Origin of the sequence: Phycicoccus endophyticus (assembly GCF_011326735.1) — a bacterium.
In the GTDB taxonomy this organism is placed as follows: domain Bacteria; phylum Actinomycetota; class Actinomycetes; order Actinomycetales; family Dermatophilaceae; genus Phycicoccus; species Phycicoccus endophyticus.
The window spans coordinates 126888-142253 of record NZ_JAANCN010000001.1 but is presented as its reverse complement, the minus strand read 5'-3'; the positions used below and the strand labels follow the sequence as shown (position 1 = coordinate 142253).

At 74.7% G+C, this 15366-nt stretch carries 14 protein-coding genes and 1 tRNA gene; 6 read left to right on the top strand and 9 right to left on the bottom strand.

Features of this window, described 5'->3' with window-relative positions; translation table 11 throughout:
* Positions 1-16: 16 nt before the first annotated feature.
* The 3 genes from G8D98_RS00675 (at position 17) to G8D98_RS00665 (ending at position 2539) form a co-directional block, all read left to right on the top strand.
* Positions 17-847, top strand: a complete 831-nt coding sequence (locus G8D98_RS00675) for a glutamate ABC transporter substrate-binding protein (RefSeq protein WP_166097790.1) — start codon at positions 17-19, stop codon at positions 845-847.
* Between the two features lie 88 nt (positions 848-935).
* Positions 936-1601, top strand: a complete 666-nt coding sequence (locus tag G8D98_RS00670) for an amino acid ABC transporter permease (RefSeq protein WP_166097788.1) — start codon at positions 936-938, stop codon at positions 1599-1601.
* Complete coding sequence (locus G8D98_RS00665; protein WP_166097786.1) at positions 1598-2539, top strand: amino acid ABC transporter permease; 942 nt, start codon at positions 1598-1600, stop codon at positions 2537-2539. The genes G8D98_RS00670 and G8D98_RS00665 overlap by 4 nt, the downstream gene beginning before the upstream one ends.
* Positions 2540-2625: 86 nt before the next feature.
* Here the strand turns inward: G8D98_RS00665 and G8D98_RS00660 are convergent.
* The 7 genes from G8D98_RS00660 to G8D98_RS00630 all read right to left on the bottom strand — a co-directional run bounded on the left by G8D98_RS00660 (position 2626) and on the right by G8D98_RS00630 (position 8920).
* Positions 2626-2698, bottom strand: a tRNA-Asn gene (locus G8D98_RS00660).
* Positions 2699-2777: 79 nt separating this feature from the next.
* Positions 2778-3308: a hypothetical protein gene (locus G8D98_RS00655; RefSeq protein ID WP_166097783.1), complete on the bottom strand. Its 531-nt coding sequence runs from the start codon at positions 3306-3308 to the stop codon at positions 2778-2780.
* A complete protein-coding gene (gene dnaG / locus G8D98_RS00650) occupies positions 3305-5242 on the bottom strand; it encodes a DNA primase (protein WP_166097780.1) in 1938 nt (645 codons plus the stop codon). Before dnaG ends, G8D98_RS00655 begins: the two co-directional genes overlap by 4 nt.
* Positions 5243-5285: 43 nt before the next feature.
* Positions 5286-6527: a deoxyguanosinetriphosphate triphosphohydrolase gene (locus tag G8D98_RS00645; protein WP_166097777.1), complete on the bottom strand. Its 1242-nt coding sequence runs from the start codon at positions 6525-6527 to the stop codon at positions 5286-5288.
* 10 nt (positions 6528-6537) lie between these two features.
* Entirely contained in the window at positions 6538-6852 is a 315-nt protein-coding gene (locus tag G8D98_RS00640) for a YdeI/OmpD-associated family protein (protein WP_166097774.1), read from the bottom strand.
* A 92-nt stretch (positions 6853-6944) separates the two neighbouring features.
* Positions 6945-8156 (bottom strand): tRNA dihydrouridine synthase DusB, encoded by a 1212-nt coding sequence (gene dusB, locus G8D98_RS00635; RefSeq protein ID WP_166097771.1) that lies wholly within the window; start codon positions 8154-8156, stop codon positions 6945-6947.
* Between the two features lie 14 nt (positions 8157-8170).
* Positions 8171-8920 carry an alpha/beta fold hydrolase gene (locus tag G8D98_RS00630; protein WP_166097769.1) on the bottom strand — a complete coding sequence of 250 codons (750 nt, stop codon included), beginning with the start codon at positions 8918-8920 and terminating at the stop codon, positions 8171-8173.
* 42 nt (positions 8921-8962) lie between these two features.
* Between G8D98_RS00630 and G8D98_RS00625 the strand changes: the two genes are divergently transcribed.
* The gene (locus G8D98_RS00625; RefSeq protein WP_166097767.1) at positions 8963-9796 is read left to right on the top strand and encodes a sulfurtransferase; all 834 of its coding nucleotides are present in this window, start codon (positions 8963-8965) and stop codon (positions 9794-9796) included.
* 79 nt (positions 9797-9875) lie between these two features.
* Positions 9876-12149 carry a hypothetical protein gene (locus G8D98_RS00620; protein ID WP_166097764.1) on the top strand — a complete coding sequence of 758 codons (2274 nt, stop codon included), beginning with the start codon at positions 9876-9878 and terminating at the stop codon, positions 12147-12149.
* On the opposite strand, the gene G8D98_RS00615 is transcribed toward G8D98_RS00620, so the two are convergent.
* Together G8D98_RS00615 and G8D98_RS00610 are read right to left on the bottom strand one after the other, a co-directional pair.
* Entirely contained in the window at positions 12146-13486 is a 1341-nt protein-coding gene (locus G8D98_RS00615) for a hemolysin family protein (protein ID WP_166097762.1), read from the bottom strand. The genes G8D98_RS00620 and G8D98_RS00615 overlap by 4 nt on opposite strands.
* Positions 13487-13543: 57 nt before the next feature.
* Positions 13544-14950, bottom strand: a complete 1407-nt coding sequence (locus G8D98_RS00610; protein WP_166097758.1) for a glycine--tRNA ligase — start codon at positions 14948-14950, stop codon at positions 13544-13546.
* On the opposite strand from G8D98_RS00610, the gene G8D98_RS00605 reads away from it, so the two are divergent.
* Positions 14949-15305 carry a DUF6703 family protein gene (locus tag G8D98_RS00605; protein ID WP_308788807.1) on the top strand — a complete coding sequence of 119 codons (357 nt, stop codon included), beginning with the start codon at positions 14949-14951 and terminating at the stop codon, positions 15303-15305. The two genes, G8D98_RS00610 and G8D98_RS00605, sit on opposite strands and share 2 nt — an antisense overlap.
* Positions 15306-15366: the final 61 nt, after the last annotated feature.

Sequence of the window (15366 nt, the reverse complement as noted above, 5' to 3'; positions counted from 1 at the left end):
ACCAGGAGGAACACCGATGAAGAGCACCCGGATCGGGCTCGTCGCCACCGCGGCGGCCCTCGCGCTCACCGCGAGCGCCTGCGGCTCCGACGACAGTGGCGACGGCGGGAGTGGCGGCGACGGCATCAAGATCGGCATCAAGTTCGACCAGCCGGGCCTGGGCCTGAAGCAGGGCAACGACTACACCGGCATGGACGTCGACGTCGCGACCTACGTCGCCGGCGAGCTCGGCCACGACGAGAGCGACATCGAGTGGGTGCAGGCGCCGAGCTCCCAGCGCGAGACGCTGATCTCCACCGGCCAGGTCGACCTCGTCGTCGCGACGTACTCGATCACCGACGAGCGCAAGGAGAGCGTCTCCTTCGCCGGGCCGTACTTCGTCGCCGGCCAGGACCTCCTCGTGCGCTCCGACGACGACTCGATCACCGGGCCGGACAGCCTCGAGGGCAAGAAGCTGTGCTCGGTCACCGGATCGACGTCGGCCCAGAACGTCAGCGAGGAGGTGCCCGGGGTCAACCTCCAGGAGTTCGGCACCTACTCCGAGTGCGTCGCCGCTCTCGTCTCCGGCGCCATCGACGCGCTGACCACGGACGACACCATCCTCGCCGGCTACGCCGCGCAGGACCAGTACGAGGGCAAGCTCAAGGTCGTCGGCGCGCCGTTCTCCGAGGAGCGCTACGGCATCGGTCTGAAGAAGGGCGACACCGAGCTGTGCCAGCAGGTGACCGACGCGATCACCAAGATGATCGACGACGGCGACTGGCAGACCATCGTCGACGACAACCTCGGGCCTGCGGGCTACGAGCCGCCGGCGGGCAACCCGCCCACCCCGGACGCCTGCTCCTGACCCTTCGACCCGTCGCCGGTGACGCCGCCCACCCCCGGGTGGGCGGTGTCACCGCGACCGGACCCGGCCCCGACCGAGAGGTGAGGTGATGGTCGACATCCTCCGCAACTACGACGTGATCGGCGCCTTCTGGGTGACCATCCAGCTCTCTGCGCTCTCGGCGGTCGGCGCGCTCGTCCTCGGGACGGTCGTCGCCGTCTTCCGGGTCTCGCCCGTCGGCGTGCTACGGCTGCTCGGCTCGCTGTACGTCAACATCGTGCGCAACACCCCGCTGACGCTGCTCATGGTCTTCAGCATCCTCGGCCTCACCTACATCCTCCACCTGCCGTTCTCGGAGAGCGCCTCCCGCAACGCCTACTGGTGGGCCGTGGTCATGCTGTCGGTCTACCACGCGGCCTTCGTCTGCGAGGCGGTCCGCAGCGGCGTCAACACCATCCCGGCCGGGCAGGCCGAGGCAGCCCGCTCGATCGGGCTGACCTTCGGGCAGTCGATGCGCGAGGTCCTCCTGCCCCAGGCGTTCCGTGGCGCCATCGCGCCCCTGGGCTCGACGCTCATCGCGCTCATCAAGAACACGACGGTGGCCGCGGTCATCCTCGGGACGGCCGAGTCGGCCGGCACGCTCGCCGAGGTCACCGAGAACGAGGGAGCAAGCCTGCCGACGTTCCTCCTCTTCGCGCTGGGCTTCGTCATCCTCACCCTGCCGCTGGGGATCGCGATCACCCACTACTCGCGCCGGCTGGCGGTGCAGCGATGAGCACCGAGAGCGTCCTGTTCGACGCACCAGGGCCGCGGGCCCGCCTGCGCCACAACATCCTCACCGGCGTCGGGCTCGTCCTCGTCGCGCTCACCGCGTGGGTCGTCTACGGGAGGATGAAGGAGGCAAACCAGCTCGAGGGGTACCTGTGGAGCCCCTACGTCACCGAGGCGGACGTCTGGACGGCCTACATCCTCCCGGGCCTGTGGGCGACCATCAAGGCGGCGTTGGTCTCGATGGTCCTCGCAGGCGTGTACGGCCTCGCCTTCGGGATGGGCCGCCTCTCGCACCTGGCCTGGGTGCGGTGGGCCAGCGGGGCCGTCGTGGAGTTCTTCCGCGCCGTGCCCGTCCTGCTCATGATGGTCTTCTTCTTCTTCGGCTTCTTCGCGACGGCCAGCTGGCTGCCCAGCGACTACGCCCCCCTCGCCGCGGTCGTCGTCGGCCTCACGCTCTACAACGGGTCGGTCATCGCCGAGCTCGTCCGCTCCGGGGTCCACTCCCTGCCCAAGGGACAGTCGGAGGCGGGGCTCTCGATCGGGCTCAGCCCTGGCCAGACACTGCGGATCGTCCAGCTGCCGCAGGCGCTGCGGGCCATGCTGCCGGCCCTCATCGGCCAGCTCGTCGTCGTCCTCAAGGACACCGCGCTCGGCACCGTGGTGCTCTATCCCGAGCTGCTCACCCAGGGCGGGAAGACCCTCGGCTCGGCCTACGCCAACACTGTCCCCGCCTACCTCGTCGTCGCGGTGATCTACATCGTCATCAACTACTCGTTGACCAAGGTGGCGGGCTACGTCGAGGGCCGGATGAAGCGCCGCCGCCGCGCCGTCGTCGGGGCGACGACCACCACCATGCCGAGCGCCGCTGGCGGGACCGGCGCGGTCGCGAGCTCGAGCGTCGCAGGGAACCCCGTGCAGACACCGGCCGAGCCCGTCGAGTGAACAGCCCCGGCCGGGCGGTACGGGCGTCGCGGGCACGAGCGAAGGGCCCCTGAGCCGCGTGCGCAGCTCAGGGGCCCTTCGATCCGCTCCCCCGGTTGGACTCGAACCAACAACCCTCCGGTTAACAGCCGAATGCTCTGCCAGTTGAGCTACAGGGGAAGGGCCGCCGCGGGATCGCCGCAGCGGCGCAGCCACGATACCAACCCCGCGGGGCTGGGCAGAAATCGGGCCCGAGGGGTCACTCGAGCCCGACCTCCTCGCGGACCCGCCGGAGGCCGGCGCGCACCTGCTCGGCGACGCCCGGGTCGCTCGAGCGCACCCCCGGGCCGAGCACGGCCTGGCTGAGCAGGGCGCCCGAGGCGAGGTCGCGCCGCACGACGACCCGTGCCGTGCGGCGCACCCCGAGGTCGAGCGCCTCGGTGAGCACGACGGAGGCCTGGACCCGCTCGCGCAACGTCTCCGGGAGGGAGCCGGCGGTCTCGAGGGTGACCCGCAGCGGCGCCTCGCCGTCGACCCAGGTGACCTCGAGACGCCCCTCGGCACTCATGGTGCCCGCGTCGACGAGGTGCCATGGTCGCGAGAGCACCAGGGCCAGCCCGTCGTCCGGCCCGGGAGCCACCGCGTGCAGCGCGTGCCGCCCGGCGACGACGACGCGCCCGTCGGCGGCCGCCCCCCAGGCCAGCAGCCGCTCACCGGCGCTCGGGCCGATGGCCGCCACGACCGGGCCCGGCACCGCGGGGCGACGCAGCCCGGTCCAGAGCAGCCTCATGTCGTCGCCGCCTGCCGCAGCCGCACGCGTTCGATCTCGAGCGCCTGCAGGGTCGTGCGGTGCTCGTGTACGGCCTCCCGGGCCGACCCCGGGTCGTTCTCGACGCGGCGCAGCGAGGCCATGGCGTCGGCGATCCGCCGCCCGAGGTGCGCGTCGCGCACGCCGACGACGAGGCTGTCGAGGTAACGCTGCGGGGGCAGGCCGGTCGAGGGGTCGTAGCGCACGGGCAGCGGCGCGACCGACAGCTCGGCGACGAGCGGCTTGACCGCGACCGGTGCCGCCTCCCCCACGGCCGCCACCCACGCCGCGGTCGACCCGGCCCGGTGGCCGCCGGTCGCGGCGATCCGGATGCCGTCGAGCACCGCCCGGTGCGCCGGCGCGGTGAGCACGTCGGGCTCCAGGGTGTCGAGCGTGGAGTCCGGGAACCGCCCCGGGTGCTGGATGAGCGCCTGGAGCAGCTGGCGCTCGGCGGCGACGACGGGGTCGCGCAGGTCCGGGCGCGGCACCGCGGTCCCGGCCTCCCCCGGGTCCGGCTCGGGCACCTCGTCGGTGCCGGTCGCCCGACGCTCGTGCTCGCCGGGGGGTGCGAGCTTCGGCGCCCGCCGCACGGCCTCCGCGAGCTGCTCGACCTCGAGGCCGAGCCACCCCGAGACCGTGCGGGTGTACTCCGGGCGCAGGCTCTGGTCGCGGATGGAGCCGATGATCGGCGCGACGGCCTTCATCGCCTGCACGCGCCCCTCGGCGGTCTCCAGGTCGAAGCGCGCGATGGTCGTGCGCACGGCGAACTCGAACATCGGGACGGCGTCGTCGACGAGCGCGGCGACGGCCGCGTCGCCCCTGGCCAGCCGCAGCTCGCAGGGGTCCATACCGTCGGGAGCGACGGCGACGAAGGACTGCGCGGCCCAGCGCTGGTCCTCGCCGAACGCCTTCATCGCGGCCTTCTGCCCGGCGGCGTCGCCGTCGAAGGTGAAGACGACCCGGGCCGGTGCGAGGTCGGCCTCGTCGCGCATGATCCGCCTGAGGATCTTGATGTGCTCGACACCGAACGCCGTCCCGCAGGTGGCCACGGCCCCCTCGACGCCGGAGAGGTGGGCCGCCATGACGTCGGTGTAGCCCTCGACGACGACCGCGCGTCGGTCGCCGGCGATCGCCTTCTTGGCCAGGTCGAGGCCGTAGAGCACGTGGGCCTTCTTGTAGATCGGCGTCTCGGAGGTGTTGAGGTACTTCGCGGCGATCCGGTCCTGCTCGAAGAGCCGGCGGGCGCCGAACCCGACGGTGTCGCCGGTCGTGTCGCGGATGGGCCACACCAGCCGCCCCCGGAAGCGGTCGTAGAGGCCCCGGCTGCCGCGGCCGGTGAGGCCACCGGTGGTCAGCTCGTCGTCGGTGAACCCACGCTCGAGCAGGTGCCGGGTCAGCGCGTCGCCGTCGGCCGGGGCGAAACCCACCCCGAAGCGCTCGACCGCCGCGGAGTCGAAGCCCCGCTCGCGCAGGAAGTCCCGGCCCACCCGGGCGTCCCCGCGGGTGCGGTCCAGGAGGGTCGCCGTGTAGTACTCCTCGGCGACCCGGTGGGCCTCGACGAGCCGGGAGCGCCGGCCCAGGGACACCCCGCCCTCGCGCGGGCCGCCGCCCTCCTCGTAGCGCAGCTCCATGCCCGCCTTGGCGGCGAGCCGCTCGACGGCCTCGGTGAAGGTGAGGTGCTCGACCTTCTGGACGAAGCTGATGACGTCGCCGCCCTCGCCGCAGCCGAAGCAGTGGTAGCTACCGACGGCCGGGCGGATGGTGAAGCTCGGGGTCTTCTCGTCGTGGAACGGGCACAGGCCCTTGAGCGAGCCGACGCCGGCCGGGCGCAGCGTCACGTGGTCGCGGACGACGTCCTCGATCGAGGAGCGCTCCTTGACCGTGGCGATGTCCTCGGACCTGATCAGACCCGGCACCCGACCTCCCTCCGTCGTGGCGAGAGTCTAGGTCGTGCGGCCGTCAGCGCGCGGGCCGGAGGGACCAGCGCCGGTGCAGGGCGTGGGCCCGGACGTCGGTGAGCGAGGCGACCTGGTCGACGACGACCCGCAGCGCGGCGGCGTCGTCACGAGCGGCGGCGTGGTCGGCCCGCACGTCGGGGTCGAGCCGCGAGGGGTCGTCGGTGTAGGCGGCGACGAGCCCCGCGACCACCTCCCGCTGCTCCTCGTAGACCGCCACCCGCTCGGCGGCGAGCATGACGAAGTGGGCGGCGACCGCCTTGAGCACGACCGTCTCCGCGCGGGCCGACCCGGGGACGACGAGCGCGGCCTCGTGGCGGCCGAGCGCGGCGTCCCCGTAGGCCTCGCGGGTGGCCGTCTCGACGGCGACGGCGAAGCGGCCGATGAGGCGGGAGGTCATGTCCTTGAGCGCCGCGAGGGCCCGCCGGGACCCGTCGTGCTCGCGGGGCACCGCACCGGAGGCGAGGACGCGCTCCAGCGCCGCCCCGAGCTCGTCGGTGCCCAGCCCCGGCTCGTAGACCCGCCCGGCGACCTCGAGGACGGCGTCGACGTCGACGGGGTCACGCAGCCGGCGGGGGTCCAGCCACCCGGAGGCCACGGCGTCCTCGACGTCGTGGACGCAGTAGGCGACGTCGTCGGCCCAGTCCATGACCTCGGCCTCGAAGGCGCGCCGACCCGCAGGCGCTCCGGCGCGCAGCCAGGCGAAGACCTCCAGGTCGTCCTCGTAGACGCCGAACTTCGTGCTCGGGGTCGGCGAGCCGCCACGGTGCCACGGGTACTTCGTCGCCGCGTCGAGGCTGGCGCGGGTGAGGTTGAGCCCCGCCGGGCGCCCGTCGGGGTGGGTGCGCTTGGCCTCGAGCCGGGTGAGCAGGCGCAGGGTCTGCGCGTTGCCCTCGAAGCCGCCGATGCCGGCGGCGACGGCGTCCAGGGCCGCCTCCCCGTTGTGCCCGAAGGGCGGGTGGCCGAGGTCGTGGGCGAGGCATGCGGTGTCGACGACGTCGGCGTTGCAGCCGAGCGCGGCCCCGAGCTCGCGCCCGATCTGGGCGACCTCGAGGGTGTGGGTGAGCCGGTTGCGGACGAAGTCGTCCGAGGACGGCGCGACGACCTGGGTCTTGGCCGAGAGCCGGCGCAGCGCCGCCGAGTGCAGCACCCGGGCCCGGTCACGGGCGAACTCGTCGCGGTCGGACCGCTTGAGGGCGGGGTCCTCGGCGACCCAGCGCTCCCGGTCGGCCGCCGCGTACGTCACGCCGTGGAGCCTACGACCCGCGGGCCGCGGCGGCCGCCGCGGCCGCGCGGGCGAGCCAGGCGGGCGGGTTGCCGTAGCGCTGGAACTTCACCAGCCGGCCGGCCGCGGAGTCGACGACGAGCTCGTGCAGCCGCTTGGCCCGGGTGGCCTCCTGCTTGGCGTCGTGGACCCAGTGGACGACGATCTTGCGGTAGCTGGGGGTGGCGGCGTCCCAGAAGGCGGCCGCGGCGGGCGTCCTGGTCGACCCGCTCGGCGCGCGAGTCGATCCAGCGCCCGAACTCGGCTGCGTCGGCGAAGAAGACGGCGGGCTTCTGCGGGGTGCCACCCGGCGTTCCCGTCGACGTGCTCATGGGGGCATCGTGCCGCGACCCACCGACAGCGGTGCTGCGGCGGGGCCAGGGCCGCCCGCCGCGCGCGTCAGCCGCCGGAGACGGACAGCTCGGCCTGGGCGACGGCGGCGGCCTGCGCCTCGTCGAGCTCACGGCTGCGCAGCCAGTTCTCCGGCAGGGCGACGACCCGGGGTGAGCCGGCCCGGCCGCGCGGCCCCTCGGCGGGCGCGCCCGGCCAGGGGGCGTCGAGGTCCATCCCCGCGATGAGCCGGTCCAGCGCCTCGAGCGAGTCGACGAGCGCGAGCGCGCTGCGCACGCTCGACCCCGCCGGGAAGCCCTTGAGGTACCACGCGATGTGCTTGCGGATGTCCCGTGCGCCACGCAGCTCGTCGCCGTCGTAGAAGTCGACGAGGTACTCGGCGTGCCGGCGCAGCACCGCCGTCACCTCACGCAGCCCCGGGCGCACCCGCACCGGGGAGCCGGCGAACGCCGCCGCGAGGTCGGTGAACAGCCACGGCCGCCCGAGGCAGCCGCGCCCGACGACGACCCCGTCGCAGCCGGTGCGCCGGACCATCGCGAGGGCGTCCTCGGCCGACCAGATGTCGCCGTTGCCGAGCACCGGGATGCTCGTCACCGCCTCCTTGAGCCGCGCGACCGCCTCCCAGTCCGCCTGCCCCGAGTACGCCTGCGCCGCGGTGCGGCCGTGGAGGGCGACCGCGGCGGCCCCCTCGGCCTCGGCGACCCGCCCCGCCTCGAGGTAGGTGTGGTGCTCGTCGTCGATGCCGACGCGCATCTTCACGGTGACCGGGACCTCGGACGCCGAGGCCTCCCGCACGACGGCCGCGACGATCCCGCGGAAGAGCTCGGTCTTCCACGGCAGCGCGGCGCCCCCGCCCTTGCGCGTCACCTTCGGCACCGGGCAGCCGAAGTTGAGGTCGATGTGGTCGGCGAGGTCCTCGGAGACGAGCATCCGGGCGGCCAGCCCCGCGGTGACCGGGTCGACGGAGTACAGCTGCACCGACCGCGGGTGTTCCCCCGGGTCGTGCGAGATGAGCCGCAGCGTCTCGGGCGAGCGCTCGAGGAGCGCCCGGGAGGTCACCATCTCCGCGACGTAGAGGCTGCTTGCCCCGGACGCACCACCCGCCTCGAGACCGGCGGTGCCGTACTCGCGGCACAGCCGGCGGAAGGCGCGGTTGGTGATGCCCGCCATCGGCGCGAGGACGACCGGTGACTGCACGACGTGGCGCCCGAGGCGCAGCGCAGGCAGCACCGGGGTGTTCGAGGGGGCGGCGAGGGTCATGGCGCGGACCATCATCACGCGGGCGGGGCCGCGGGCGCGAATCTGCGGGCCCAGGCGAGCAGCTCCCACAGCGCCGCCACCGTCTCGGCCGGGTGGGTCAGCGGGAACACGTGCAGCCCCCGGGGGACGGTGACGACCCGCACCCACGGGGCCGAGCGGGCGGCCCGCCGGAAGCGACGGGCGTCGATGCGCAGCTGGTCGAGCTGGCCGTTGACGAGGAGCACCGGCGCCGTGACCTCGGTGAGCAGCTCGGGGCGGCACTCGCGCATGACGGCCGACCACGCGTCCGGGATGCCGTCGAACCCGTAGCCCGCGTCCTTGACGGCGGCAGCGACCGCGGACGGCAGCAGCGCCGCGAGCTCGCGGTCGACCCCGCGGGCCATCCGGTCCGCGCCCAGCCGGTGCTCCACGCGGGCCAGCACGCGGTACAGGAGGGCCCCGGGGCCGGTGGGCACGGCGGACGCCCCGAGCAGGGCGAGCCCGGCGAGCCGGTGGGGATGGCGCCCGGCCCAGGCGAGGGCGAGGTAGCCCCCGAGGCTGTGCCCGGCGAGGACGACCGGGGTCCCGTCGGGCTCGCCGACGGCCGTCGTCACCGCCTGGAGGGCCCCCTCCCAGGTGAACGGCTCCCCCCGGCGCGCGCCGTGCGCCGGCAGGTCGGGAGCCACGAGCTCGACGTGTGGACCGAGCAGCCCCGCGTAGCGGGTCCACACGGCGCGGTTGACCTGCGAGCCGTGGAGGAGGACGAGCCGCACGCGTCGGGGCACGCCGCCATCCTCCCTCCCCCACGGCGGTGGTTGGATGGCGGGGTGCGCGCGCTCATCACCGCAGACGACCTCGCGACGGCCCTCGCCCGCGACGAGGTCCGCGTCCTCGACGTCCAGTGGTCCCTCACCGGCACCCCGGGCGCCGAGCTGTACGCCGCGGGGCACCTGCCCGACGCACCGTTCCTCGATCTCGACACCGCCCTCTCCGGCCCGCCGGGGCCGGGCGGACGACACCCGCTGCCCGACCCGCAGGTGCTCGAGGACGCGCTGCGGGCCTGCGGGGTCTGCTCCGGGGACGAGGTCGTCGTCTACGACCAGCGCACCTCGCTGTCGGCCGCCCGCGCCTGGTGGGTCCTGCGCTGGGCGGGGCACGCCGCGGTGCGGGTGCTCGACGGGGGTCTCGCCGCGTGGCAGCGAGCCGGCGGGCCGGTGACGCGCGAGGTCCCCTCGCCGCCGCGGGGCGAGATCTCGGTACGGCCCGGGTCTCTCCCGGTGCTCGATGCCGCGGGGGCGGCGGACATGGCCCGGCACGGCGTGCTGCTCGACGTGCGTGCCGGTGACCGCTACCGCGGCGAGCACGAGCCCCTCGACCCGGTCGGCGGCCACGTGCCCGGCTCGCTCAACCTGCCGATGGCCGAGATGCTCGCTGCCGACGGCACCTTCCTGCCCCCGGAGCGCATCCGGGAGCGGGCCGCGGCCGCCGGCGTCCACCGCGACACGGCCGTGGGGACGAGCTGCGGCTCGGGGGTCACGGCCGCGCAGATGGCGCTCGCCCTGGACACCGTCCGGATCGCCGCCGTGCCCTACGTCGGGTCCTGGAGCGAGTGGGTCGCGGACCCGGCCCGGCCCGTGGCCACCGGCGCGGACCCGGGCTGAGCGGGCCGGGGCGCGCCGACCTCGACCACGAGCGGCCCCCGGCGCGCAACGGCCGCCGCCGTCTGGTTCCATCGGGGTCATGAGCGAGGCAGCAGGGCCCGGTCCCCAGGTCGAGGCGGACGCGACCGCGGTGGCCGAGGCGGCCGAGCTGGCCCGAGGTGGCGAGGCACGGGCACGTGCCGGCGACCTCGACGCGGCCGTCGAGGCCGTCCGCGGCGCCGCTCCCGTCCTCCTGCACTCCCCCCGCGGCGCCCAGGGCACGGCCGCCTGTCTGCGCACGCTCGTCCGGATCGGGAACACCGACCGCGCGCTCGACCTGCTCCTGCCACGCGTTGACCGGGTGGCCACGCTCGAGGACCCCGAGGACCGGATGTGGTTCGCCGCCACGGCAGCCTGGGTTCTCCGACACGCACGGCGGCTCGGGATGCTGCCGGAGCGGGTCGGCCACGAGGACGCCGCGACGGCGCTCACCCACCTGGAGGCGACGGCCCGCTCGCTCGCGGGCGAGCACGCCAACGGCGACCCGCAGGAGGCGGCCCGCGCCCTCGTGGCCGCACACGACGACACCGGTGTGGCCTCCGAGCCGACCCTCCCGCCGACCCGCCTGCCGCTCCCGCCCGCCGGCGACTCGATGCTGCGGCCCCCGGCCTCCGCCGCGGAGGTGGCCGAGCTCGCCGCCCGGGCACGGGACTGGCGCCTCGAGGTCGACCCGGCGCTCGAGCGGCTGCTGCGCGGGTGGCTCGAGACCCGTGAGGCGGCCCTGTCGCTGCTCTCGGCCCCCGGGCACTGGGCGGCCGCGGCGCTGCTCGACCGCAGCTCGGTCCACCTGCTGCGTGACCCGGTGCGTGAGCGGCTGCGGCTCGAGGAGGCGGTGAGCGCCGCCGAGCGCGGCGAGGACGAGGAGGGGGTGGCCCACGGGCGGTGCGAGCTCGCGGTGCTCGACGTGCGCGAGGCGTCCGCGCGGTTCGGCGAGGGTGCGCCCGAGGTCGACCGGGCCCGCGAGCGCGCGCTCGCCGCCGTCGAGGACCTGGTGGCCCACGGCTGGGCCGAGACCGCCGCCCTGAGCCGCCGCTGGTACGCCCTCTCCACCCGGCCTGCCGACGCCGCCGAGCAGCTGCTGCGGGCGGCGCAGGAGCACGAACGGCTCGGGCAGCCGGTCCGCCAGGCGCTGTGCCTGCTCGACGCGGCGCCCCCGACGTTCGCCCGCGAGGGCGAGGCCGGCCACCGCCTCCTCGACGAGGCCGAGCGGCTGGCGGGCGAGCACCCGGTGCTCGGGGTCCAGGTGCTCGACCTGCGGGCCCGGGTGGCCCGGGCCCGCGGCGACCACCGGGCCGCCGGTGCTCTCTACGCGCGCGCCGCCGCTGTCCGCGACGTGCCCGACGGGTCGCGGATGGCGGTGCTCTTCGCCTGGTGCGACCTGCTCGTCGAGCGTGCGGAGTGGGGCGCCCTCGAGCCGCGGGCGGCCGACGCGCTGGCCCTGGCCGTGCGGCTGCGCGACCCGGTGGCCCTCGCGGTCGCGCAGCGCCACCTGGGCCTGTCCTGGCTGGAGCAGGGGCGCGCGCCCGAGGCGGCCGAGCTGCTGGCCGCTGCCGCGCCCGTCGTGCGTGAGCACGTGCCGGAGCTGCTCGGCCCCACCACCTGGGCCCTCGGCAACGCCGCGCTCGCCCTGGGGGCGTGGCCGCAGGCCCGGGAGGCCTTCACCTCGGCCGCCGAGGCGTTCGAGCAGACCGACCGCCTCGAGGAGGCGAGCCACGCCCGGTACCGGGCCGGGACGGCGGCCTGGGACGGTGAGGACCTCGCCACCGCAGCCACCGAGCTCGACGCCGCCGTGGCGCTCGCCCGGCGCAGCTCGACCGTGCCCGTGCTCCTCGAGGCGCTGCGCTCGCGGGCAGCGGTGCGGGCCGCGGCCGGCGACGTCGACGGGGGGCTGGCCGCTCTCGACGCCGTCCTCGCCGACGTCGAGCGGCTCGCCGCGGCGCGCCCGTCCGGCGAGGCCGACGACGACGCCTTCGACGCCGAGGAGCTCGAGCCCGACATCCTGCGTGAGGGGGCCCACGTGCTCGCCGACGCCGGACGTACCGACGAGGCCCTCGAGCGCCTCACCCGCGCCGAGGCGCTCGTCGGCGGGGAGTTCGAGCTCGTCCTGCGCGCCGAACGCGGGGTCGTGCTCGCCGAGGCCGACCGGCTCGAGCAGGCCGAGCCGCTCCTGCGCGACTCCCTCGAGCAGCTACGGGCCGCCGGCATGGCCGAGGAGCGGGTGGCGGTCGCCGGGGCGCTGGCTCGGGCCCTCGACCGGGCCGGGCGGGTCGAGGACGCCGAGGAGGTGTGGGGCCGGGACGGCCCGGACGACTAGCGCCGCCGCACCCGGACCCGTTCGATGTGCCGCCCGTCGACCTCGAGCACCTCGAGGCTCGCCCCGGGGGCCGGGACGACGTCACCGACCTCGGCCACCCGTCCGAGGCGGGCCAGGACGTAGCCACCGACCGTCTCGTAGGCGCCGGTGTCCGGGAGCGCGAGACCCGTGGCCTCCTGCAGGTCCTCGAGGTTGAGGCCGGCGTCGACGACCGCCCCGCCTCCCGCGTCTGCCAGGACCGCACGGCCCCCGACGTCGTCGCGCTCGTCGCGGATCTCGCCGACGAGCTCTTCGAGCAGGTCCTCGAGGGTCACGATGCCGTCCGTGCCGCCGTACTCGTCGACGACGAGGGCGAGCTGGGCCCCCTCTCGCCGGAGGGTCGAGAGCGAGGGCAGCAGCGCGTTCGTCGAGGGCAGGGCGAGGACGGGGCGCATGACGTCGCCCACCCGTGGGGTGCGGCCGGGACGCGGCCCGACCCGGGCCTCGGCGCCGTCGGCACCGGCCTGCTTCCCCGGCAGCCGCACGCACGCCTCGTAGAGGTCACGCACGTGCACGACACCCCGCACGTCGTCGAAGTCCTCCCCGGTCACCGGGTAGCGGGAGAAGGGACGGTCGGCCACCTGCGCGAGCGCGGCGGGTGCCTCGAGCCGGGCGGAGAGGAAGACGACGTCGTGCCGGGGGGTCATCACCTCGGCGAGCGAGCGCTCGGAGGCGGTGAACACCTCGCCGAGCACCGTGCGACGCTCGAGCGGGATGGCCTCGTGGGTGAGCAGGAGCTGGCGCAGCTCCTCCCCCGACATCTCCTCCCCCGTCGCCCGCGGGTCGGCGCCGAGCAGGCGGACCACCGCGTCGGTGGAGACCGACAGCAGCCAGATGACCGGCCGCATGAGGACGGCGAACCGGTCGAGGACGGGGGCGACGGCGAGGGCCACCCCGGACGCCCGCTGCAGGGCGACCCGCTTGGGCGCCAGCTCACCGAGGACGAGCGAGAGGTAGGCGACGAGCAGGGTCAGGACGACGAGCGAGACGGCCTCGGCGGCCCCCTGTGCCAGGCCCCAGCGCACGAGGACCGGGACGAGGTGCGGCGCGATCGTCGAGGCCCCGAAGGCGGCCGAGAGGAAGCCGGCGAGGGTGACCCCGATCTGCACCGCGGCGAGGAACCGGTTGGGGTCGCGGGCCACGGCCGCGACCCGTGCGCCTCTGGGACCGCGCCGTTCGAGCTGGTCGAGCTGGCTGGCCCGCAGCGACACCAGCGCGATCTCGGTGCCGGCGAAGACGCCGCCGACGAGCACGAAGACCACGACGAGGACGACGTCACGCAGCAGGGCCTCATCCACCCCCTCATCGAAGGCCACGAGCCCCCGGCGGGCAAGTCCCGCGCCCCCGCGGGGCGCTCAGCAGCCGACGAGGCGGGCGGCGAGGTAGCTCTCGACCTGGTCGAGCGCGACCCGCTCCTGGGTCATCGCGTCGCGCTCGCGCACGGTCACCGCCTGGTCCTCGAGGGTGTCGAAGTCGACGGTAATGCACAGCGGCGTGCCGATCTCGTCCTGGCGGCGGTAGCGCCGCCCGATCGCCCCGGCGTCGTCGAAGTCGACGTTCCAGTGCCGGCGCAGGCTGGTCGCGAGGTCCTTGGCCTTCGGTGAGAGGTCGGCGTTGCGCGAGAGCGGGAGCACCGCGGCCTTGACCGGGGCCAGCCGCGGGTCGAGGCGCAGCACCGTGCGCTTGTCGACGCCGCCCTTGGTGTTCGGCGCCTCGTCCTCGGTGTAGGCGTCGACGAGGAAGGTCATCAGGCTGCGCGAGAGACCGGCCGCGGGCTCGATGACGTACGGGGTGTACCGCTCCCCCGATGCCTGGTCGAAGTAGACCAGGTCGGTGCCCGAGTGCGTGCTGTGCGTCGTCAGGTCGAAGTCGGTGCGGTTGGCGATGCCCTCGAGCTCGCCCCACTCGCTCCCCGCGAAGCCGAACCGGTACTCGATGTCGACGGTGCGCTTGCTGTAGTGCGAGAGCTTCTCCTGCGGGTGCTCGTAGTGGCGCAGGTTCGCCGGGTCGATCCCGAGGTCGGTGTACCAGCGGGTCCGCTCCTCGATCCAGTACTGGTGCCACTCCTCGTCCTCGCCGGGCTTGACGAAGAACTCCATCTCCATCTGCTCGAACTCACGGGTCCGGAAGATGAAGTTGCCCGGGGTGATCTCGTTGCGGAAGCTCTTGCCGGTCTGGGCGATGCCGAACGGCGGCTTCCTGCGCGAGGCCTGCATGACGTTGAGGAAGTTGATGAAGATGCCCTGGGCGGTCTCGGGGCGCAGGTAGTGCAGGCCCGACTCGTCCTCGATGACCCCGAGGTAGGTCTTGAGCATCATGTTGAACTCCCGCGGCTCGGTCCACTGGCCACGGGTGCCGCAGTGCGGGCAGGCGATCTCGCCGAGGGGGATGGTGTCCGGGTCGACCTCGGTGCCCTTGCGCGCCTCCCGGTCCGCGACGGCCTCCTGCATGTGGTCGACCCGGAAGCGGCGGTGGCAGGACTGGCACTCGGTGAGCGGGTCGGTGAACTCCCCGACGTGGCCCGAGGCCACCCAGGTCTGACGCGGCAGGATGATCGAGGAGTCGAGCCCGACGACGTCCTCGCGCGCGGTGACCATCGACCTCCACCACTGGCGCTTGATGTTCTCCTTGAGCTCGACCCCGAGCGGTCCGTAGTCCCACGCCGAGCGCGTCCCGCCGTAGATCTCGCCGCACGGGAAGACGAACCCGCGCCGCTTGGCGAGGGAGACGACGGTGTCGACGACGGAGGTGGGGGCTGCCATGCGCGCAAGGCTATACAGCCGGGCGCCACCCCTCCGAACCGGTTGTCCGCCGGCCCGTAGGCTGGCCGCCGTGTCGAGCCTGCGTCAGTCCTTCGAGCGCGCCAGCCTGCCCGCCGTGCGGTGGCTGGACGGCCTGCCCCGCGCGCTGCCCTTCCTCCTCGTCCTCGCGCTCGTCGTCGCGGGCGTCCTCCTGCCGGCACCGGGATGGCTGCTCATCGGCGTCGTCGTCCTCGTCCTCGCGTGGATCCTCGCTCTCGCCTGGCCGCGGCTGTCCGGGGCCGAGCGGCTCATGCGCCTGGCCGTCGTCGCCCTCATGGTCGCCGTCCTCGTCACCCAGGCCGTCCCCCGCGGCTGACCGCCCCCGCCGGCCTGCTCATGAATTTGACAACGGTTCTCATTACTGTTGAGAATGGTTG

Excerpts from the sequence above, each read along its gene's own strand:
- G8D98_RS00675 (WP_166097790.1), top strand. The coding sequence starts at position 17 with ATGAAGAGCACCCGGATCGGGCTCGTCGCCACCGCGGCGGCCCTCGCG.
- G8D98_RS00610 (WP_166097758.1), bottom strand. The coding sequence starts at position 14,950 with ATGGCAGCCCCCACCTCCGTCGTCGACACCGTCGTCTCCCTCGCCAAG.
- dusB (WP_166097771.1), bottom strand. The coding sequence starts at position 8,156 with ATGACCCTCGCCGCCCCCTCGAACACCCCGGTGCTGCCTGCGCTGCGC.
- G8D98_RS00670 (WP_166097788.1), top strand. The coding sequence starts at position 936 with ATGGTCGACATCCTCCGCAACTACGACGTGATCGGCGCCTTCTGGGTG.
- G8D98_RS00655 (WP_166097783.1), bottom strand. The coding sequence starts at position 3,308 with ATGAGGCTGCTCTGGACCGGGCTGCGTCGCCCCGCGGTGCCGGGCCCG.
- G8D98_RS00605 (WP_308788807.1), top strand. The coding sequence starts at position 14,949 with ATGCGCGCAAGGCTATACAGCCGGGCGCCACCCCTCCGAACCGGTTGT.
- G8D98_RS00620 (WP_166097764.1), top strand. The coding sequence starts at position 9,876 with ATGAGCGAGGCAGCAGGGCCCGGTCCCCAGGTCGAGGCGGACGCGACC.
- G8D98_RS00665 (WP_166097786.1), top strand. The coding sequence starts at position 1,598 with ATGAGCACCGAGAGCGTCCTGTTCGACGCACCAGGGCCGCGGGCCCGC.